The organism is Brucella sp. 22210 (assembly GCF_052045675.1).
GTDB lineage: Bacteria > Pseudomonadota > Alphaproteobacteria > Rhizobiales > Rhizobiaceae > Brucella.
The window spans coordinates 5,001-26,196 of the sequence record NZ_JBQEPD010000014.1 but is presented as its reverse complement, the minus strand read 5'-3'; the positions used below and the strand labels follow the sequence as shown (position 1 = coordinate 26,196).

The window sequence follows — 21,196 nt, the reverse complement described above, 5'->3', positions numbered from 1 at the left end:
TAACCCGACCGTTCAGAAGATGTTTTGCTAGTGATGCATCATCTCGTCGGCAATATCTTTGCCGCTCAGCGATGACGGATAATAGGTCGGCCAGTTGGTGACTTCTTTGAGCAACCCTGCGCGATCATTCCCCCAATAGAGGTGATAGTGATCTGCTTTGGCGGGTGCTATGCGATGATCGCTGAACTGCATATATTCAGGCGCAGCCGCATCACCCTCGACCTTCTTGAAAATGAAGCGTACGCCGCGATTGCCCTTGGCGTAATTCAGGATCTCATAGCCGTCGCTTGCATATTTTCCCGACGCAGCTTTATCGCCTGCGTAGAAGGAAACCATATCGCCCTTGATCACAATGCGACCTGTGTCGGTGCGATAACCGGCTTCATAATAATCCCGATATTCCTTGGCGGATTTATCCCCATGCTTTGCCTTATCAGCGAAAACGGCATCAAGCGTACCGTCTTGCAGATAAGAATATACCGACTGCCAGTCCCCTTCCCAATCAGACAGCTTGCGGTCTTTCACCTGATCGTCTTTGAAATAACCTTTATAGATTTCCTGGTCCTGCTTGGTTTCATGGCTGTGGGAATGGCCATGATCCGACGCGGACTTTTCCTTTGTCTCGGCCATTGCCTGACCGGATATCACCATGGCGGCACACAATCCCATCGACACGAGTAGCTTTCTCATAGTCTTCTCTCCAGTTCGATTCGTTATGTAATATCGTAACGTATCTGGCTTAACCACTAACGCTTAGGGATGCAACCACAGGAACGATCTTGCGTTCATCAAATCGCCAGCATTTCATTGCCGCTTCACAAAAGAATAAAATAGAGTGATATTAGTATACATTATTATCAAGATTAACTTCGAGATTTTGGAGAAAATAATGAGCATTACAAAATACATTTCCGGAAAAAATACGGTCGCATTTGAAGAAATATTCAGCGAAATATCTCCCGCTCTATCCAGTTTTGATTTCATCATTCATGATTGCGATGGATTTAGAAAAAACAACGAAAGCGATTCAGAAAATATCGCTCGCAAAAAAGAGAAGAATACAAGCAATCGCTGATATGAAATTGCCAACGACCCTTTGCCGTTTCGCAAAACAATAAAATAAATCAATAATAATCTGCCTTCATATTAAGGCAAATTCTAAAAATTGGGAGAAGTAAAATGCATACTACAAGCAATAATGCGAGTAAATCCGCAGTCGCATTTGAAGACGTATTAAAGGGTCTTTCTTCAACACTCACGGCTCCAGACAATAATGACGACTGCTCAGGATTTGCAAAGAAAAAATAATCAAAAATCTGCTGAAGTTCATTAAAAAATGCTGGATGGAGATTAGGGGGTAATTCACCCCCTTCTTTTTTAATTGGAAGGATGACTTTCATGACGAAACATTTTGAAACACCGGTTATCTTTTCGCTCGCTCCAGAAGCAGCAAATGATTTCTGCGATCAGTATCTGACGAAGAACGGCATCATGATCTCGCTTGCAGACTTGCGCGACAAAGAGCTGACAATGGATCTGGCAAGTCAGGCAGCATACGCCTTCGCCGATTTGATCACAGACCTGCAATTTCAGTTGGATTGTCCTGATATAGGGATCGTCGCGGTCGATATTCCATCCATCCTTGAAGATGCCACATTAGACGCCGTTGCTGGTGCGCTGATAGGTATCTCGCTGATTCAGGCGCTGATGCCGACCCTCTATGATGGTAGAAACCAGACGCCGTTCTCGGTCTTCACAACCTCCGCGGATAGTCGCCAAAGGCTGGAGCGTGTTGGCTTGCAGGATCTGGTTCCATTAAGCCGACTGGAGTTTCACTCTGACAGCTCGGTTACCGGGAAAACATTAGCCGTTCCCGACTATATAGCGCTTTATAATATCGCCATTAATTTTGAAGAGCGCGGCTGTTTCCACTGGGTGCCGACATGTAAAATCGACGGCATTGCCGAGCTTGTGAACAAGGTTGGCTTATCGAAGGAGTATTATTTCAAGCTCAACCCTGCCGTCTACGAAGATGGGCAGAATGATGTGATGGTTATAGAGCATCGCGTCAAAGCGGCCATTTTCAGCAGCGCCCAGAATGGCTCCACCACAACCTATATGAGTGGAAGTTTCGACGGGACCGTCGGCGAAGAACACAGCCAATCCCACGATGTTGTCGCCGACATCGTAAACGCCATATCAGCAAACAAATTTCGCTATTCCATCCCGCAGGAAAGCCGCAGGCTGATCATCGTCAATAATGCCAACGGCTTTCATGCCCGCGATGGTTTTGAAAAGCCCTTGCCTGACGTTTCCGTCAACCGGGTTTATCTGCGCTGCACGTCAGTGGCTGGCAAGGTTGTCGGCGAAGTTTTGGACGAGTGATAAAGCGTTCTCGTCAGTTGGGCACCAGCGGCAGACGATCCACTCAGTGGCTCAGCAGCGTCTGCATTCGGTCCTGATGGTGCAAGCCCACTTCCCGAACGATCTCGGCAATCTGTTTGAGTTGGGACGACAGTGGATTGCTTTTGCGCCAGACCAGACCGATGGTTCGCGACGGACGTGGCTCGGCAAGGCGAAACATGCAGACATTTGCCGCCAGTGTCTCCGTATAGACCGCCATCTCCGGCACAAGCGTGATGCCGATACCTGCGCCCACCATCTGGACAAGGGTAGACAGCGAGCTGCCTTCCATCAATTCGCGCGGCGGCGCATTCGTAATATTGCAGAAGGACAGGGCCTGATCGCGAAAACAATGCCCTTCTTCCAGAAGCAGCAACCGCATTTCATGCAGTTTTTCGGCGCTGGGAACCGGCTTGTCCGCATCTTCCAGCGGACGCATCAGCACAAATTCCTCCTCGAAGAGCGGCACTTCCTGCAAGGCCGGCTCGGAAACCGGCAAGGCGACAATCGCCGCATCCAGCCTCGCCTCCAGCAGGTCTTCGATCAGTTTCTGGGTGATAGCCTCACGCGGGCGAGGCTCCAGCCCCGGATAACGCTGGGTCAGCGTCTTGATCACTTCCGGCAGAAGATAAGGCGCAACTGTCGGGATCACACCGAGACGCAGGCGACCGGTGAACGGGCCATGCGCCGCGCGCGCCAGCTCTTCCAGCTCGTCAACCGAGCGCAAAATGCCACGTACCCTTTCTGCAAATTCCTCACCGAGCCCGGTCAGGCGAATTTGCCTGCCGCCACGCTCCACCAGCGGCGCGCCGATCAGGTCTTCCAGCTCCTTGATCTGCAAGGACAATGCAGGTTGGGAGATGGAACAGGCCGCCGCCGCGCGCCCAAAATGGCTCAATCGCGCCAGCGAGTCGAAGTAGCGGAGGTGTTTCATGGAGAGGCCAATCATAAGCTCAGCATATCGCAGCCTTTAGAATATACAATTGGAATTTATCGAACGCATTGGTTACCGTACCCATACTGACTGCTGGATCCGGAGTGACCGCCTTCATAATGCGGTCGCTTCGGCGTGCCAGTGTCAGCCGCTCGTTCAATTTAGCGAAAGCCATCTTTGGGAAAGCCATCGGAGAGCAATCATGGACGTAAAGACGAAATCGGCCGGAAAATGTCCGGTCATGCATGGCGGCAATACCGCGCTTGGCAACTCTGTCATGGAATGGTGGCCCAATGCGCTGAACCTCGACATTCTGCACCAGCATGACACCAAGACCAATCCGCTGGGCAAGAACTTCGATTACAAGGAAGAGCTGAAGAAGCTCGACGTGGAAGCTCTCAAGACCGATCTGCGCGCACTCATGACGGATAGTCAGGAGTGGTGGCCTGCCGACTGGGGCAGCTATGTCGGCATGATGGCTCGTGTGACCTGGCACGCCGCCGGTTCCTACCGCACCTCTGACGGTCGCGGTGGCGCCAGCACTGGCAACCAGCGTTTTGCTCCGCTCAATTCCTGGCCGGATAACGTCAACACCGACAAGGGCCGCCGTCTGCTGTGGCCGATCAAGAAGAAGTACGGCAACCGGATTTCCTGGGCCGACCTGATCGCGCTTGCCGGTACGATTGCCTATGATGTCGCCGGTCTCAAGACCTTCGGTTTTGCCTTCGGTCGTGAAGATATCTGGGCGCCTGAAAAGGACACCTATTGGGGTGACGAAAAGGAATGGCTGGCGCCAAGCGACGGTCGTTACGGCGATGTGACCAAGCCGAGCACGCTGGAAAACCCGCTTGCTGCGGTCCAGATGGGCCTCATCTATGTCAACCCGGAAGGCGTTAACGGTAAGTCCGATCCGCTGGCAACGGCAGCGCAAATGCGCGAAACCTTTGCCCGTATGGGTATGGACGACGAGGAAACAGTCGCCCTGACCGCGGGTGGCCACACCATCGGCAAAACTCATGGCAATGGCGATCCGGCCAATCTGAGCCCTGATCCGGAAGATGCCGGTCCTGAATATCAGGGACTGGGTTGGATGAACACCAAGGGCCGCGGCATTGGTCGCGACACGGTTGTTTCGGGCCTCGAAGGCGCATGGACCACGGAACCGACCAAGTGGGACAACGGCTTCTTCGAAATGCTGTTCAAGCACGACTGGCATCTGGTGAAGAGCCCGGCTGGCGCGTCGCAGTGGGAACCTGTTTCGATTGCCGAGCAGGACAAGCCGGTTGACGTGGAAGACCCGTCGATCCGTCTGAACCCGATGATGACCGATGCGGATATGGCGTTGAAGGTAGACCCGATCTACCGCGCGATTTCCGAGCGTTTCATGAACGACTTTGACGCGTTCTCGGAAGTCTTTGCCCGCGCATGGTTCAAGCTGACCCATCGCGACATGGGCCCGAAGACCCGTTATATCGGCCCGGATGCGCCGACCGAAGATCTCATCTGGCAGGATCCGATCCCGGCCGGTCGCACCGATTACGACGTCAAGGGCCTCAAGGCCAAGATCGCCGCTTCCGGTCTTTCGGTTTCCGATCTGGTTGCCACCGCCTGGGACAGCGCCCGCACCTATCGCGGTTCGGACTTCCGCGGCGGTGCAAACGGCGCCCGTATCCGTCTCGCTCCGCAGAAGGATTGGGAAGGCAACGAGCCGGAACGGCTGGCCCGTGTTCTCTCGGTTCTGGAACCGATTGCAGCGGCGTCTGGCGCAAGCCTGGCCGATGCCATCGTGCTGGCTGGCAATTACGGTGTGGAACAGGCAGCCAAGGCCGCCGGTGTCGACATTGAAGTGCTATTCGCTCCGGGACGCGGCGATGCAACGGCCGAGCAGACCGATGCTGAAAGCTTCGCTCCGCTTGAACCGCTGGCAGACGGTTTCCGCAATTGGCAGAAGAAGGACTATGTGGTCAGTGCCGAGGAACTGCTCCTCGACCGGGCACAGCTCATGGGCCTCACCGCCCCTGAAATGACGGTTCTTGTCGGCGGCCTGCGCGCCATCGGCACCAACCACGGCGGCACGTCGCATGGCGTCTTCACAGACAAGCTCGGCGCTTTGACGACGGACTTCTTCGTCACGCTCACCGACATGCACAATTCGTGGGTTCCGACGGGCGAAGGCCTCTACGAAATCCGCGATCGCAAGACCGGTGCGCCGAAGTTCACCGCAACACGCGTCGACCTCGTTTTCGGTTCGAATTCGATCCTTCGCGCCTATGCGGAAGTCTATGCCCAGGACGACAGCAAGGAGAAGTTCGTGAAGGACTTCGTTGCCGCCTGGACCAAGGTGATGAACGCCGACCGTTTCGATCTGGCATAAAAGCCGACCTGGAGCATTTCCAGCAAAAGTGCGACGCGGTTTTGCTGGAAATGCGTGAAAACAAATGGATAGAGCGGTTCCAGCGATTCCGTTTTAACTGGAACCGCTCTGACGAAAAAAGCCTCCCCTGAATGTTCGGGGGAGGCCTTTTTATTTACTTCGCCACGTCGATGGCAGCGCTCAGCTCTTCCACCGCCTGATCCGCCGTCAGCTGACCGTTGAACTGGCGAGTGATGACGTCGAACATCGCGTTCTTGATCGCGGTCGGCTGTGCGTGCGACTGCGAGAAGGAGCCGAGCAGCGATCCGCTCTTGTCGGCAGCAGCCAGATCCTTGATCGCTTTCTGTCCGCATTCGTCGAATGCCGTGGTCGGCACATCGGTACGCGCCGGTGCCGAGCCTTTCACCACATTGAAGGCCGACTGGAAATTGACGTCTTCCACAGCGGTCGCGAGCGCAAGCTGCGCCTTGCGCTTGTCCTCACCCACTTCAAAGACGGCAAACTGATCGGCATTGAAAGCCACGGAACCGTCCGTTCCCGGGAAACGACCGCAAACGAAATCCGCACCGGGCTTCTTTCCAGCCTTGGTAAATTCGCCCTTGGCCCAGTCGCCCATGAACTGCACGCCCGCCTTGTCATCGATGACCATGGCAGAGGCAAGATTCCAGTCGCGTCCCGAGAAATTGTCGTCCACATAGGTGCGCAGCTTCGCCATCCGCTCGAAGACTTGCTTCATGGTATCGCTCTTCAGGGCTTCAGGATCGAGATCGATCAGCGCCTTTTTGTAAAAATCCGGCCCGAACGACATCACGACACTGGTGAAGATAAGCGCTTCCTGCCAGGGCTGGCCGCCATGGGCAATCGGCGTGATCCCCTGCGCCTTGAACTTGTCGAGCAGAGCGACAAGCTCATCCCAGTTCTGTGGCACTTTTCCGCCAGCCTTGTCGAGCGCGGCCTTGTTGTACCAGGCCCAATTGGTGGAGTGCACATTGACCGGTGCAGCGATCCAGTGGCCGTCATACTTCGAGAAGTGCTGGATTGCGGGCGGGATCACCTTGTCCCAGCCTTCCTTGTCGGCAACTTCATCCAGATTGCCGAGCACGCCCTGCTGTGCCCAATCCAGAATATCGAAACCCTGCATCTGCACGGCGGCTGGCGGATTGCCTGCCGTCACGCGAGCGCGCAAGGTCGTCATCGCAGCTTCACCCGCGCCACCGGCAACCGGCATATCGACCCAGCCAATACCCTGTTTCTGAAGGTTTTCCTTCAGGAGATTAAGCGCGGCGGCTTCGCCGCCCGAAGTCCAGTAATGCAGGACTTCGACGCTTTCCTCGGCCTGCGCGAAACTTGCCCCACCCAAAATGCTGACACCCGCCAGCAGCATTCCCATCATCAAGCGCATTCTCATATCTCCTCGTTAGAGCGCATCCCGAAAAGTGTGAAACGGTTTTCGGAGAAGATGCGCGTTGAAAAAGAAAAATTAGAGCGCCGATCTGATTCAATCAGATCAAACCGCGCTCTAAGAATGGCGCACACTACCATGTGTCCCGCGAAACAAAATCACTATCACGTAGGCGCGAACATGCTGTTGGCGACCAGTTCACACTTCATCTTTGAGCGTTTCTTTCTGCGTAATGAGGCGCGCCGAATGCTGCCCCGAAATGAAGACCCAGAGCCAGCTGAGCGCCACCGCCAGACGGCTGCGCGTGCCAATGAGAAAATAGATATGGGCAAGCCCCCATATCCACCAGGCGATCCAGCCCTTCAAACGCAATGATCCGAAATCGATAACAGCCGCGCTTGGGCCAATAGTGGCAAGGTTGCCGAGATGCTTGTAACGGAACGGGCCCGGTGCCGCACGATTGGCAAAGCGTGCATTGATCACCTTCGCCACATATTTGCCCTGCTGCTTGGCGGCAGGCGCAATGCCCGGCACCGGCTTGCCATCAGCGGTTTTGACCAGAGCCGTATCCCCGACGATGAAAATTTCGGGATGATCCTTCACCGTCAGGTCAGGCTCCACCACCGCGCGGCCCGCGCGATCCTGTTCCGCGCCCACCCATTCGGCGGCTTTCGATGCCTGAACACCTGCGGCCCAGATAACAGTGCGGCTGGCGACCTGTTCGTCGCCAATCGAGATGCCCTTGGCGTCGCAGGCCGTGACGGGAGTTCCTGTTTTGACCTCAACGCCCATTTTCGTCAGCGATTTCTCCGCATAGTCCGAAAGCGACGGCGGGAAAACCGGCAGGATGCGCGGACCCGCTTCTATGAGGATGATGCGTGCTGTGGACGTATCGATATTGCGGAATTCCTTGACCAGAGTGCGGTGAGCCAGTTCCGCAATGATCCCCGCCAGCTCCACGCCGGTCGGCCCTGCGCCAATGATGCTGAATGTCAGCAGCGCTTTGCGAACCTCGGGATCAGTTTCCAGCTCGGCCTGTTCGAAAGCCAGCAGGAGACGACGGCGAATTGTCGTTGCATCTTCCAGCGCCTTCAGGCCCGGCGCATAGGGCTCCCACTCGTCGCGTCCGAAATAGGCGTGTCGCGCACCCGTCGCCAGAACAAGCGTGTCATAATCGATGCTCGGCCCATCCCTGAGATGGACCTTGCGCGCCTGCTTATCCACGCCGGTTACTTCGGCGAGCAAGGTGGAAACCTCTTCGCGATTGCGAAAAACGGAGCGGATTGGCCAGGCAATTTCCGACGTTGCAAGCACGGTCGTAGCAACCTGATACAACAATGGCTGAAAGAGATGATGATTTCTGCGATCGATGATTGTGATCGATGTATCCGGGCTTTGCAGATCTTTCGCCAGTTGCAAACCCGCAAAACCGCCGCCGACAATCACTACGCGATGCTGAGCCAATTCGCTTTTCCTTTCGCAGTCTGCACCCTGTCGAGGACACACCATACACGCGAGAATTTGATCTGCCTTTCAATAATCAGTGTTAGCATCGGCAGTCAGACACGTCGTGAAAGTAACTAGCGCTCTGGCAAAAAAAGTCAGCCCGCAACCGATGGTCGGATGCGGGCTTTGAGACTCTGAAAAGCATTTTGCGGTGGCGTAGTCTGGCCTCAGCGTAGCAGATAGGCCGGTGTTTTGGGATCGAACCCGACAATGCGCTGCCCCTCGGCAAAAGCGGCAAGCAGCGTCTCGCGCAGTGATAGCCGCGCCGTCATGGCCGCCGCAGGGTTTGTCGCAAGCAGCCGATCAATATCGCCGGGAAATTCCACACGGCGAATATCGGCGGGAAACTCAAGCTTCTGCCCTTGAGCGCGCGCTTCAACACGTGGATCGTCCAACTGCCAGTCGGCCACGATGCGATCCGATGGAAGCCCCGCATTGATGCCGACCATCGGACCATAGTAATCGTTATGATAGGTGGAGGATGTGGCGCCAAGGCTTGCGATATTTAAACCGGCATTGACCGCCCGAATGGGATCGTAGGTCCAGCGTACAAGCGTCACGCCTCTAGCAAGGCACCAGTCGCGCTGAAACCATTTCATGCGCGCACCAAGCTTCAGGCCTCGCGCTTCCGGTAGAACCGCCAGACGATGCGAATGCTGAATACCCGGCGTTGCTGTCGGGAAACCGAAGATGAAACCCATCATCTTCTCGCCCTCGAAAGCACCGGCGACAAGGCCGCCTTCATGCTGGATGGCGAGGAGCAAGTCGGAAGCATCGACAGGATCGTCGTCGCCCCAGACAAGCCGCTGCACATTTTCCGAATCCTTCATCTCGGCGAGAGAGGCGAGTTCACGAATGATGATCTCGCTCATGCGGCAAATTCCTCGCGATGGTTCGTCACCGTTTCGAGGAAGGCGCGGTCGAGGGTCACACCGATACCCGGGCCGTTTTTCGGAACGGCCATGCGACCGTTTTCGGCTTCAAGCGGTTCGTTGACGATGTCACGCGGGAAATAGCGGCTGGCGGATGACGTATCCCCCGGCTTGGTGAAGTTTGCCAGCGTCGACAGGTGAATATTATGCGCCCGCCCGATGCCTGCCTCCAGCATGCCGCCGCACCATACAGGCACATCAAAAGCGGCGCAGACATCATGAATGGCCCGCGAAGCGCTATGGCCGCCGACACGCCCGACCTTGATGTTGATGACGCGGCAAGCGCGCGCAACGAGCGCCTTGCGCGCATCCACCGAAGAGCGAATGCTTTCGTCCAGACAAATGGCCGTCAGCAGTTTTTCCTGCACATGCACATGATCGGTAATATCGTCGAATGCCAGCGGCTGCTCGATATAATCGAGTGCAAAAGCATCCATGGCTTTGAGAAGCGGCAGGTCGGACAGGCGGTAATCCGTGTTGGCATCGACGGTCAGCTTGGCTTCCGGGAAGCGGTCGCGCACGGCTTGCAACATCGCAAGATCATGGCCGCGCTTGATCTTCAGCTTCACGCGCTTGTAACCCGCGTCGAGCGAGGCCGCGACGCGATCAATCGTTGTTGGAATATCGGCAATGCCAAGGCTGACGCCAACGTCGATTGCATCGCGAACGCCGCCAAGCGCAACGCTCAATGGCAGGTTCAGCGCTTTCGCCCACAGGTCCCACACGGCCATTTCAACCATGGCCTTGCTCATTCTGTGTCCACGCCACGGATCGAGAATGGTGGCCAGATCGGCCGGGCCATTGAAATGCTTTCCGACGATCTGCGGCAGCAGCACATCGCGCAGGAAGGAGAGCGAGCCGGAGATGGTTTCTTCCAGATAATCCGGCAAGGGGTCCATCACGCCTTCGGCATAGCCTTCAAGGCCTTCCGCTTTCAGGGTGAGGATCGGTACGATCTTCTCGGTCATTGTGCCGGTGGAGATCACGAAAGGTACAAGCAGCGGCAACCGTATGACTCGTATTTCAGCCGCCTCGATCTTTAATCCGGCGAAAATTGGCGCTGCCTGCATCGGGTATTCCATCCCTGGGTACAAATGATCATCAATCTGGGAACTGCGCGGTGGTAAAACGCCTTCCTTGTTGCTCCCTCGACCGTGTCAAATTCCTCGTGTTTTGTCAAAATTCTAATAGATTTATCAGCGCACTTACTGTTGCCGGTCTGGCAAAGCATCCAGCGGGAAAACCGGACGTCGCAACCGGGAATAAGTGCGTCTCGACAGGTCCGGCGAACTCAGGCCGCCTGCATCGGTGACGATGATCTGCGTTGCAATCGGGCCGAAAGCCCCTTTGAAATGCTGCATCGATTTGACGGCAACAATTGCCTTTTCTTTCGGCTCGATCCCGACAATCCGGAATATGTTCTGATCGAGCATCTGCATCCGTTCGGAGACGATCATGATATCGATCCCGTCCACGCGCAGGCACACGGATTTTCCGGTCGTTCCGGGCAGACCCGTAAACATCGGGCCTTCAAAGACAAAGCTGCCCTCACTGATCGCCATGACACGCCCCGTCACCGTCAGCGGGCCGCCGCCGACCGTTGGGTCGGACTTGCCGCCAATCGTCACCGTGATGGTCTCGCCAATTGCCTTGGCTGCAATCTCGGCCACGGCTTCCGGGTCGAGCAATGCGCCGGCGGCGGCATTGGTCACGCCGGCTTCCAGCATCGCCGCAATCAGCGCGGTGCAATCGCTATAGGCGCCCGAGCCAGGATTATCCGAGAAATCGGCAACGACAATCGTGCCCTCGGCGCCGCGCGCCTCTTTCAACTGCTCGATGCACTCATCAAGAGGCAGAGGCTGCGACCATTGATCCTTATAAGCCCATATTTCGTCGCAGATCTTTTCCGCCACATCGCTGGCAGTTTGCCGCTCGACGCTTTTCGCATCGAAGGTCACGACGACACTCGGTCCTGCCGCCCAAACATCGGCATCGGTGAAACCGGCATTGATCGCGACATTGAGGATACCGGGCCGTTGCATCTCACGGGCCGCGCTTTCAAGAAGGCGGCACATCGGGCCATTATCCGTTGTGCGGCCATCATCGCAGCCAAGCAGCATCGGCGGACGCGAGATGGCGAGAACGGGTTCAATCTCACCCTTCATCGCCCGGTCCAGCAACGTGCAGGCCTCGACCCCAACCTCGTTCATGTCGATATGAGGATAGGTCCTGAATGAAACGGCAATCTGCGCCAGATCGGCCAGTTCATCGAAAATATTCGCGTGCAGATCGAGCGTGATGGCAATCGGCACATCAAACCCAACCACCGAGCGGATTTCGCGCAGGAACTGGCTATCGCCGTCCTGATCCGTTTCCGTCACCATCGCACCATGCAGGGCGACGAAGATTCCGTCGAACGGTCCGGACTCCTTCAGTCGCCGCAAGCATTCACTGGTGATCTCCACACGCGCGCTTTCCAGCACCGCGCCATTCGGTTCCGCATGGGCAGCAGTGATATAGACCGGCGTCCATCCCTTCTCATCTGCGACCCTTATCGCGCCGCCGACTTCCGAACCCGTGCCACGGAAATTGGCCGGAATCTCATCGCCCTTGAAATAATGCGACGCCCTGAAATCGCTGATGCTTGTGCGATTGTGCGTGAAGGTATTACTTTCATTGATGAGTTCGATGATCGCAACGCGATAGGACACGGGTCGACCTTTCTTTTGTCGGCGAAGACCAGTCTGGATTGGTCGAGAATGAAACTGCTGAAGCCGGATCGAACTGTAAAAGCTTTGCCGTCAGGCAAGGCGGACACCTGATCTGATGTGGTGCTTCAAATCAGGCGTCCTGTCGGAACGAATTACTTTCCGAAAATCTCGCTGGCGAATTTCGGCTTCTCTCTAATGTCGAAGTCGAAATACTTCGCGCGGATCTTGTCATAGGTGCCGTCCGCGATGATCTCGGCAAGCGCCTTGTTGACACGCGCGCGCAGCTCTTCGTCATCCTTGCGGAAGGCCATGCCAGCACCCAGTGTGCCATCCAGCAGAAACTCGTTGCCGACGAACTCGCAGCAGCTCGCACCCTTCGAAATCCAGTCGCTGAGCGCGAATTTGGATTCGAGCACGAGGTCCACGCGACCGTTCTCAATATCGAGGAAGGCTTCTTCCAGCGTCGGATAGAGCTTCACCTCATTATCCGGGAAAAAGCGCTGCAATACATCGACTGCGATAGAGCCGGTCTGGGTGCCGATGACCTTGCCCTTGGCGCTTTCCGGTGTCACGTCCTTAAGGCCAAGTTCCTTCAACGCCACAAACCGCATGGTGTTGTAGTAATAAGGATTGGAGAAATTGACCTGCTGCATGCGCGATTCAGTGATCGCCATCGACGACGCCATGACATCGAATTTCTTCGCCTGAAGTGCAGGAATGATCCCGCTCCATTCATTGGCGCTCCAGACGCAATCCGCTTTCAGCTTTTCGCAGATCGCATCGCCAACATCGATATCGAAGCCTTTCAGCTTGCCGTTGGGATCAAGAAAATTAAACGGCGCATAAGCGCCTTCAGCGCCCATGCGAATTTCCTCGGCATGGGTCGGGAAAGCACCGAGCACGGCAATGGCCGCTGCAATCATTCCCATTTTGAATTGCTTATGCATGTTCCGATCTCCTGTTATTGGCCCTTTGCTGGCATCGCAGATCACCGACAATCCATGTCTTCGGGATCGTGAACCGGTGGGAATGCTCCCTTGGGCAACTTTTATTGATTGACGATTATGCTTGTGCCAGCGGTCGATCAATGCAAAAGATCTATTCAATTCTATTAGAAAAATTCATAGGATCATGAGTTCAAGGCCGACCCGCAGAAGACTGCCGAGCTTGAAAGCCTTGCGGGCTTTCGAAGCTGTTTCGCATTGCCAAAGCTTCACTGCAGCGGCGGAAGAGCTTGCGGTCAGTCAGGGCGCTGTCAGCCATCAGATCAAGCTTTTGGAACAGGCTTTGGGCTGCCAATTGCTTATTCGAGGGCCGCGCGGTGTGACCGTTACCGCAGAAGGTGCTCTGTTGACCGAAGTCTGCAGCCGCGCCTTCGATGAAATTGGCGCAGTAACCACCCTGATTGGCCAGGACAATCGAGCACAAATTCTCCGCGTGCGGGCTGGACCTTTCTTCTCAATGGAAGTAATCGCCAGCCGAATAGCCGGGTTCCTGAAACAGAACCCCGGCATCCAGCTTCATCTTAACAATCTCGATATCGATTCCATCGCGCAGGACAGAGAAGATGCGCAGATCAAATATTGTCTGCATGCACCTGCCGGTTCCTACAGCATCGATCTGCTGACCGAAAAGCTTGTACCAGTTTGCAGTCCTTCTCTCCTCGACGGCTTGGCAAACACCGAAGACTTACTCAGCAACCCGGATATCCCTCGCCTGCACTATCGCGACATGAGCGATTGGAAGCGATGGATTGCGTATCACGGCATTGGAGATATAGCCGCGAATTCGAATCTATTTTTCGACGACCAGCACACACTTCTGGCGGCTGCGCGTTCTGGGCAGGGTATCGGGTTTTCTCATCGGTCGCTTCTCGAGAGCGATGTGCAGCGCGGCGGCCTTGGGGTCGTGTCAGAGAAATACTTCCAGCCCAAGGAATCCTACAAGTTTATCTGCAGCCACGAGAGCATTGTCTCGAACACAGCCTTGCAGCTCTTTCGCGACTGGCTGATCGCTGAGGTTTCGACGATCTGCTAGGTCGTTGGGTTTCCAGAGAACATACTTCCTTCAACGCAGTTCCCTTTCTCGTGGGCTAAGCCCCTTAAACGCCGAAAGCCCGCTTTGTTAGCGGGCTTTATGGAATGGTTGTTTGACTGTTTGGTTGCGGGGGCAGGATTTCATCTTAACTTGCGATCTCCGAGAACCCCGAACTGCTTACTCAGGCTTCTAGTTGCCGAGAGCCGCATCGGACTTTTTCGCAGCGCTGCGTAGCGATGGCATCCTAATTCCCATCAATCACTCTGCGTTCAAGATATCTTCAAGGGTTGGCTCCTCGATCTCCGGAAGGCCTGCTACTAGCCTCTGCTTCTTCTTTTCTTGTGCGGCGTCATAGTGGAGAGCCAGTATTGCAGGTGGCCAGTCAGTGGGCGGCTGTCGCTTTGGTTCACCGAAAGAGCGGTCGGAATAGTATGCCGCGTGGTTTGGGTCGATAAGCATCCCTTCCGGCAGATTGTCGAAGAGCTGGTACTCATGAATGTAGAGCCAATAGTTGATGCCGTGTTTGTTCAGGGCCGTATAAAACAGCATCACCAGTTCGTAGTCTGACAGTTGTGCCCTCAGCAGCTTTACGTACGGCCCTCTGTCCTTGATCCCTTTCGCCTCATGCACGAACCTCAGGACATTGTAGAGGTAGCGGTAGTAGTGGGCGAGATCCTGCTGTCGGTACTTCCAGAATGCATCGTAGGCGATCTGCAGACGTTCGCGATCTGGATGGCCCCTGGCTTCCTCGTATTTATCCTTGAAGTTGTCGAAAAACTGGCTGAAGCAGTCGCGCCCTTTCGTTTCGCGCGAGCCCTTATCAACGTCGCCGCTCGCCACGCGGCCGCTGTAGTAGAGGTCGATCGAGTTAACGATGGTATTGTGTAGCGTGAGCATCTGAAAAAACGTGGACTCGAAGTTCTGCCGGTCGGTCGCTTGAAGCTGGTTTTCCAAGGCGGTTGCCGACCGCTCCAGCTCAACTCGCGTGTCTTTCAATTCCGTCTGCTGGAGAACGATGGTGACCAAGAGACCCATAAACGTGAGGAAGGTCAGCAGCGGGTTAAGAGTGCCGCCGATGAAGTCGCCGAACGGCCCCATCTGGCTGACGCTTTTGCTCCATATGATAGCGATACCAAATATAAGGATGGTGAGCCCAACGGCAAAAAGAAACAGGTAAAACAGCCCTGGTGTGCTCTTCTCCCCTTTTTCGACGCCGATGAAACTGTCAAATTTCTGTTTGACCGCATGAAAACACTTCTGCATCAACCCGCCCAGAACACCTTAGAACAAACCGCTTCTGGGAATCTTCGCGCCACCTTGGCACTATAGATCCCCGCAAGAGAATCAACGTGGACCTTCAAAATACGCGGAGCCGGAACTCGCGGCTCTTCGTCCGCGCCACATACCGTCACGATAGTGGCGAATGTTCATCTTCATCCCTTGCCCTTGATGCTCTCCGAAAAGTTGTAACATCCAGTAAAAGCGAACGGCCTACCGTCTTCTAGTTGACATAGTAAGTTGTAGCCGCCGAACTGCGCCGGCGCAAAGAACATGGAGATAGCTCACGTATGAAGTAGAAATGACGGCGTTCGGCGGTGAAAAAGTTCGAGTTGCGCAGCGTGTGACGGCGAATTTGGCACCACTCGGATTGCCTTTCGTTCTTTTTTTGTTCCAAATATCCGCTAAATCCTTTCTTGATAATGCAGTTTGCAATGGAACACCACTTCACACGCCAAGAGCTATATGACCGCGTCTGGTCGAAGCCGATTTCACATCTTGTTGTCGAACTCGGGACCACGACAGGCAATCTCAGCGCTTTGCTGCGACGCGCCGATATTCCAACGCCACCGTCCGGACATTGGATGCGAAAGGAGTTCGGGAAGCCTGTCGAGCAGCCGCCTTTGCCGCCAGCACCAACTGGATGTGTCGAGCCGCTGGTGCTGGATACCGAGAAGCCGAGCGTTAAGCGCAAACTGAAAAATGTCGAAACACACCCAGATGCCGTTTCCGTGTCCGTGAATACACAACAGGTTCTCGCGCCACCTATTGAAGATCTGGTGCAAGTCGCGCTAAAGCCACGTCCGACACAACCCACGACGATGACACGAGAGGAACTCTACGGCGCGGTGTGGACGACACCGATGTCGCGCTTGGCCGAGGACTATGGCATCAGCGGCAATGGTCTTGCCAAAATCTGCGATCGAGAGGATATCCCGTATCCGCCACGCGGATATTGGGCGAAACATGCTGTGGGCAAGGCACCAAAACAGACGCCATTGCCAAAATTGACCAGCGTGAATTCCATTACCATTCGCCCGACACCGTTGCCGCCGCCTTCCATCGAACTGCCGCCGGAGGTCAAACAGCAAGCGGACAAAGTCCGTGCAAGTGAAGCCGCCCTCGTGGTGCCAGAACGCCTTTTGAGACCCCATACAGTTATCGCTTCATGGCTGACGGAGCACGAACAGAAGAAGCGTCAAGCCCGGAGCGAGCGCGATCCATGGAGGCGCAATCTTTATGACCCACATCATTGGCGGCATCGGCGCCGCCGACGGTGCCAAGCGTGGAAGAGCCGCCGGTCGCGCTGAAGCCGTCTTTCACACCTTCGGAAAAATTCGATTTGACACTTTCGGCCGCTCGCCCGACTGCGCGCTTGAGTGGCGAGACGGCGGCGGAGCCTGCACCGCGAGCGACACCGCCGAGACCGGACGCCACGCCCGAAGCGCCGCTCTGTCCCATCGATCCGAGATGATAGGCGGTCGATGCGGCACCCGCCGCCGCGGCTCCACCCCGAACAGCCGCCGCGCCACCGGACAATGCCGCGGCGCCACCCCGCAAGGCCAGACCGGCCGCGCCGCCTGCCGCAAGTGCTGCGCCACCAACCGCAAGGCCGGTGCCGACGGCAGCACCCGCGCCAAGCTGCGGGCCGCCGGAAACGAGACCGTTGGCGATGCCGGGACCGAATATCCCGAGGCCCAGGAGAGAAAGCGCGGCAAGCACGACGGCCATGGCATCGTCGATCGTCGGTGTGGCGCCGCCGAAGCCGGCAGTGAACTGGCTGAACAGGGTGGAGCCAATGCCAATGATGACGGCGAGCACCAGCACCTTGATGCCGGAAGAGACGACATTGCCGAGTACCCTTTCGGCCATGAAGGCCGTCTTCCCGAACAGTCCGAACGGGATGAGGACGAACCCGGCCAAGGTCGTCAGCTTGAATTCGATCAGCGTGACGAACAGCTGGATGGCCAGAATGAAGAACGCCAGCAGGACGAGCGCCCAGGCGAACAGCAGGCATGCGATCTGAATGAAATTCTCGAAGAATGCGACCCAGCCCATGAGGTCGGAAATGGATTCCAGCAGCGGGCGGGCCGCGTCGAGACCGACCTGCGCCACCCGTCCGGGGCGAAGGAGGTCCGCCGTCGAAAAGCCGGTGCCCGACCCTTTGAGGCCGAGGCCGGCAAAGCTCTCGAAGATGATGCGGGCGAGATTGTTCCAGTTCGAGATCAGATAGGCGAAGGCGCCCACGAACAGGGTCTTCTTCACCAGGCGGGCGATGATGTCGTCGTCGGCGCCCCAGCTCCAGAACAGGGCGGCGAGCGTCACGTCGATGACGATCAGCGTGGTGGCGATGAAGGCGACCTCGCCGCCGAGAAGACCGAACCCGCTGTCGATATAGGATGTGAAGACCCCGAGGAAATTGTCGATGACGCCGCTGCCGCCCATGATTCACTGCCCTTCGACGGTCTGTGGGGCGGCCGGCACCGACGTCCTGCCAAGGAAGCGGTCGCGGGTTTCCGACCAGATGCGCAGGCATTCGGGATCGCTCGTGGCAGCCTGCCCAAGCTGCTGGCACCGGCGCTGGCCGAGCCGGAGGGGATCCGCTGGCGATGCGACGGCGGCTGTGGATCGTGTCCATGGCGCGGGAGCCTCTCTCTTTCTGATCATCTCGGTCGCCGTAGCGGTGATCGCGACGGCGACAAAGACGACGGCGCCCAGGCGGGCCAGCATCTTGCCGTCCATGGCCCGCGCCCTCAGTTGAACATCTTGGCGCTGCCGGCCTGATAGCCGGAGCTTGGCGTCAGGAAGCGCTGGCGCTGCACGCGCCCCTGTTCGGCCGCGGCCGCGCGTTCGGCCTCTGTGAGCGCGGTGGACCGGCCATTGGCGGCAAGCAATGCGGTGAGGTCGGAAAGCTGCTGAGACTGAAGGGCAAGAAGCTGGTTGCCTGCCTGCGCGGCCTGAAGCGCGCCGGTCGCGCTCTGGCTCTGACCGACCAGTTGCGACATCTCGGTGCGGTTGGTGTCGATATTGCCGACGACGGTGGCCTGCACGCGCATGGCGTCCTGAAGGCCGCCGACGCTGTTCTTCCAGCGCTCCTTTGCATCGGCGACGAGCTGCACGTCGGTGGCCGAAAGCGAGACATTGGCGTATTTCGACTGGAATGCCTGATCGATCTGGCCGACGTCGAACGCGATGTTCTGCGCCTGGGACAGAAGCTGCTGCGTGCGGCTCACCGATTGCTGAATCTGCTGAAGCGACGAGTACGGCAGGCTGGCGAGATTGCGTGCCTGGTTGATCAGCATCTGCGCTTCGTTTTGCAGGCTTGTGATCTGATTGTTGATCTGCTCCAGCGCACGCGCGGCCGACAGAAGATTCTGCGAATAATTCGTCGGGTCGTAGACGATCCAGGCGGCGAACGCCGGCGGCGCCAGGACGATCGAGGCCGGGCCTGAAACGGTAAGAATGGATGCGGCAAGCAGGGCCGCGCGGAAACGGTAGGTCTTCATGATTGAGCCTCCTTGTCGGGCTGGGGGATGAGATTGGCGAGGTCGGGAATGAGGTCAGCGGCCCAATCGACGCCGCGCAGGCGCAGCCAGGCGGCAAAGAAGCCCTCCCTTCCGTGCTCGGCGAAGACGCGGGCGATGGCGGACTGGTCGGATTTCGAGGAGGCGGCCGTCAGCGCCAGACCCACTTCGGACAGGCCCAGATCGAACAGGCGGTTCCCCCTGCGGCTTTGGCAGTAGTAGTCCTTTTTCGGCGTAGCCCGCGCGAGGATCTCGATCTGGCGCGCGTTCAACCCAAATCGCTGATAGATCGCGGTGATCTGCGGTTCGACGGCGCGCTCATTCGGAAGAAGCAGGCGCGTCGGGCAACTTTCGATGATCGCGGGGGCGATCGCCGAATTGTCGATGTCGGACAGCGACTGCGTGGCGAAGATCACGCTGGCGTTCTTCTTGCGCAGGGTTTTCAACCATTCCCGCAACTGCCCGGAAAAGGCTTCGTCATCGAGCGCCAGCCAGCCCTCATCGATGATGAGCAAGGTGGGCGAGCCGTCGAGCCGGTCGCCGATGCGGTGGAACAGATAGGACAGGACGGCCGGAGCGGCGCCGGTGCCGACCAGCCCCTCGATCTCGAAGGCCTGAACCGGCGCGCTGCCGAGGTGCTCGGTTTCGGCATCGAGCAGCCGGCCATAAGGACCGCCGACGCAATACGGCCTGAGCGCCTGCTTCAGGTCGTTCGATTGCAGCGTGATCCGGTCGCTTGTGAAAGACATCATTCTGACGCCGGAAGACGGCGAGCTGAAGATCGATGTGCGTGGTGATCTTGCGGGGATCCTTGGGATTTCACTCAAAGGCAAACGGCCCGCCGGAGGGGCGGGCCGATCGCAAGTTGAGATGGTTGCGGGGACCGGCATTGGCCAGAACTTGGCCGGTTCCCAAGCTGAGATGGTTGCGAGAGGGCGCAACTATCAGAACTTACGGACGCAAAAAAGCCGCCCGATTGGGGCGGCTGATGTGCGCGATTTGGTATCGCAATTTGAGATGGTTGCGGGGGCAGGATTTGAACCTGCGGCCTTCAGGTTATGAGCCTGACGAGCTACCGGGCTGCTCCACCCCGCGCCAGGGTGTGTATATTATAACCGGTTGGGTATTTTTAGCGTTTTACGCGTATTTGGAGTGTTTTGTATGTTTTAGAGAAGATGGTTTGATTTGTGTGCTTGGCAGACCTGGCAGCGACCTACTCTCCCGCATCTTAAGATGAAGTACCATTGGCGCTGGAGCGTTTCACGGCCGAGTTCGGAATGGGATCGGGTGCAGCCGCTCCGCCATAACCACCAGGTCGGCGAAGAACACAAATTGAGAAGCTGGATTAGGGCAGTAGGGGAATAAGCAAGTCAAGTGAGTATGTTCACTCACTGCTTCATTCACCATGCCGTCTTTCGTGCAGATAATAAAAAGCACACGACTGTGTGCCGCCGGTTTTCCGGCGCGCCCGCGCAGCCGTCTGGCGAAGCCAGACTGGCGTGAGCGATATAGATCATCAAGCTACGCTTGATGGATATTGTAAATGGGAGTGATCAAGTCGATCGAGCTATTAGTACCGGTAAGCTACATGCGTTGCCGCACTTCCACACCCGGCCTATCAACGTGGTGGTCTTCCACGGCTCTGATAGGGAATACTCGTTTTTAGGTGGGTTTCCCGCTTAGATGCCTTCAGCGGTTATCCCGTCCGTATATAGCTACCCTGCTATGCCGTTGGCACGACAACAGGTCCACCAGAGATACGTCCATCCCGGTCCTCTCGTACTAGGGACAGATCCTATCAATATTCCTACACCCACGGCAGATAGGGACCGAACTGTCTCACGACGTTCTGAACCCAACTCACGTACCGCTTTAAATGGCGAACAGCCATACCCTTGGGACCTGCTCCAGCCCCAGGATGCGATGAGTCGACATCGAGGTGCCAAACAACCCCGTCGATATGGACTCTTGGGGGTCATCAGCCTGTTATCCCCGGCGTACCTTTTATCCGTTGAGCGATGGCCCTTCCACGCGGGACCACCGGATCACTATGACCGACTTTCGTCTCTGCTCGACTTGTCAGTCTTGCAGTCAG

General features: G+C 56.7%; 17 protein-coding genes, 1 tRNA gene, 2 rRNA genes and 1 pseudogene (1 of these 21 running past the window's edge). 4 read left to right on the top strand and 17 right to left on the bottom strand.

Annotation, left to right across the window (positions count from 1 at the left end):
* Positions 1-27 precede the first annotated feature (27 nt).
* Positions 28-690, bottom strand: a complete 663-nt coding sequence (locus tag ACTJKP_RS17055; protein WP_440631517.1) for a ZinT family metal-binding protein — start codon at positions 688-690, stop codon at positions 28-30.
* A 199-nt stretch (positions 691-889) separates the two neighbouring features.
* On the opposite strand from ACTJKP_RS17055, the gene ACTJKP_RS17050 reads away from it, so the two are divergent.
* Positions 890-1,075 carry a hypothetical protein gene (locus ACTJKP_RS17050; protein ID WP_440631516.1) on the top strand — a complete coding sequence of 62 codons (186 nt, stop codon included), beginning with the start codon at positions 890-892 and terminating at the stop codon, positions 1,073-1,075.
* 49 nt (positions 1,076-1,124) lie between these two features.
* Here ACTJKP_RS17050 and ACTJKP_RS17045 read toward each other — a convergent pair whose 3' ends face one another.
* Positions 1,125-1,400, bottom strand: a complete 276-nt coding sequence (locus tag ACTJKP_RS17045) for a hypothetical protein (RefSeq protein WP_440631515.1) — start codon at positions 1,398-1,400, stop codon at positions 1,125-1,127.
* Between ACTJKP_RS17045 and ACTJKP_RS17040 the strand changes: the two genes are divergently transcribed.
* Positions 1,399-2,385 (top strand): hypothetical protein, encoded by a 987-nt coding sequence (locus ACTJKP_RS17040; protein WP_440631514.1) that lies wholly within the window; start codon positions 1,399-1,401, stop codon positions 2,383-2,385. The genes ACTJKP_RS17045 and ACTJKP_RS17040 overlap by 2 nt on opposite strands.
* Before the next feature lie 43 nt (positions 2,386-2,428).
* On the opposite strand, the gene ACTJKP_RS17035 is transcribed toward ACTJKP_RS17040, so the two are convergent.
* Positions 2,429-3,352 carry a hydrogen peroxide-inducible genes activator gene (locus ACTJKP_RS17035; protein ID WP_078339840.1) on the bottom strand — a complete coding sequence of 308 codons (924 nt, stop codon included), beginning with the start codon at positions 3,350-3,352 and terminating at the stop codon, positions 2,429-2,431.
* Between the two features lie 187 nt (positions 3,353-3,539).
* Between ACTJKP_RS17035 and katG the strand changes: the two genes are divergently transcribed.
* Entirely contained in the window at positions 3,540-5,711 is a 2,172-nt protein-coding gene (katG, locus tag ACTJKP_RS17030; RefSeq protein WP_440631513.1) for a catalase/peroxidase HPI, read from the top strand.
* Positions 5,712-5,865: 154 nt separating this feature from the next.
* On the opposite strand, the gene ACTJKP_RS17025 is transcribed toward katG, so the two are convergent.
* The 6 genes from ACTJKP_RS17025 to ACTJKP_RS17000 form a co-directional block, all read right to left on the bottom strand.
* Positions 5,866-7,113, bottom strand: coding sequence for an ABC transporter substrate-binding protein (locus ACTJKP_RS17025; RefSeq protein WP_440631512.1), 1,248 nt, complete (start codon positions 7,111-7,113; stop codon positions 5,866-5,868).
* A gap of 198 nt (positions 7,114-7,311) precedes the next feature.
* Positions 7,312-8,577, bottom strand: coding sequence for an NAD(P)/FAD-dependent oxidoreductase (locus tag ACTJKP_RS17020; protein ID WP_440631511.1), 1,266 nt, complete (start codon positions 8,575-8,577; stop codon positions 7,312-7,314).
* Between the two features lie 209 nt (positions 8,578-8,786).
* Positions 8,787-9,491, bottom strand: coding sequence for a GNAT family N-acetyltransferase (locus ACTJKP_RS17015; protein ID WP_440631510.1), 705 nt, complete (start codon positions 9,489-9,491; stop codon positions 8,787-8,789).
* Complete coding sequence (gene menC / locus ACTJKP_RS17010; RefSeq protein WP_440631509.1) at positions 9,488-10,621, bottom strand: o-succinylbenzoate synthase; 1,134 nt, start codon at positions 10,619-10,621, stop codon at positions 9,488-9,490. Before menC ends, ACTJKP_RS17015 begins: the two co-directional genes overlap by 4 nt.
* Positions 10,622-10,756: 135 nt before the next feature.
* Positions 10,757-12,262: a M81 family metallopeptidase gene (locus ACTJKP_RS17005; protein ID WP_440631508.1), complete on the bottom strand. Its 1,506-nt coding sequence runs from the start codon at positions 12,260-12,262 to the stop codon at positions 10,757-10,759.
* A gap of 152 nt (positions 12,263-12,414) precedes the next feature.
* A complete protein-coding gene (locus ACTJKP_RS17000; protein ID WP_440631507.1) occupies positions 12,415-13,209 on the bottom strand; it encodes an ABC transporter substrate-binding protein in 795 nt (264 codons plus the stop codon).
* 220 nt (positions 13,210-13,429) lie between these two features.
* Here ACTJKP_RS17000 and ACTJKP_RS16995 point away from each other — a divergent pair, with 220 nt between their 5' ends.
* Positions 13,430-14,299 (top strand): LysR family transcriptional regulator, encoded by an 870-nt coding sequence (locus ACTJKP_RS16995; protein ID WP_440631506.1) that lies wholly within the window; start codon positions 13,430-13,432, stop codon positions 14,297-14,299.
* A 258-nt stretch (positions 14,300-14,557) separates the two neighbouring features.
* On the opposite strand, the gene ACTJKP_RS16990 is transcribed toward ACTJKP_RS16995, so the two are convergent.
* The 8 genes and pseudogenes from ACTJKP_RS16990 to ACTJKP_RS16955 form a co-directional block, all read right to left on the bottom strand.
* Positions 14,558-15,562 (bottom strand): putative phage abortive infection protein, encoded by a 1,005-nt coding sequence (locus ACTJKP_RS16990; protein WP_440631505.1) that lies wholly within the window; start codon positions 15,560-15,562, stop codon positions 14,558-14,560.
* A gap of 1,173 nt (positions 15,563-16,735) precedes the next feature.
* Positions 16,736-18,022 carry a P-type conjugative transfer protein TrbL gene (trbL, locus tag ACTJKP_RS16985; protein ID WP_440631504.1) on the bottom strand — a complete coding sequence of 429 codons (1,287 nt, stop codon included), beginning with the start codon at positions 18,020-18,022 and terminating at the stop codon, positions 16,736-16,738.
* 3 nt (positions 18,023-18,025) lie between these two features.
* Complete coding sequence (gene trbK-alt, locus ACTJKP_RS16980) at positions 18,026-18,319, bottom strand: putative entry exclusion protein TrbK-alt (protein WP_440631503.1); 294 nt, start codon at positions 18,317-18,319, stop codon at positions 18,026-18,028.
* Positions 18,320-18,330: 11 nt separating this feature from the next.
* A complete protein-coding gene (gene trbJ, locus ACTJKP_RS16975) occupies positions 18,331-19,083 on the bottom strand; it encodes a P-type conjugative transfer protein TrbJ (RefSeq protein ID WP_440631502.1) in 753 nt (250 codons plus the stop codon).
* Positions 19,080-19,826: pseudogene (locus tag ACTJKP_RS16970) on the bottom strand (TraG/VirB4 family ATPase); the annotation flags it as partial. The pseudogene ACTJKP_RS16970 and the gene trbJ, both read right to left, overlap by 4 nt.
* Before the next feature lie 293 nt (positions 19,827-20,119).
* Positions 20,120-20,196, bottom strand: a tRNA-Met gene (locus ACTJKP_RS16965).
* Between the two features lie 105 nt (positions 20,197-20,301).
* Positions 20,302-20,416 (bottom strand): 5S ribosomal RNA (gene rrf / locus ACTJKP_RS16960).
* A gap of 234 nt (positions 20,417-20,650) precedes the next feature.
* A 23S ribosomal RNA gene (locus tag ACTJKP_RS16955) occupies positions 20,651-21,196 on the bottom strand; it runs 2,267 nt beyond the window's last position.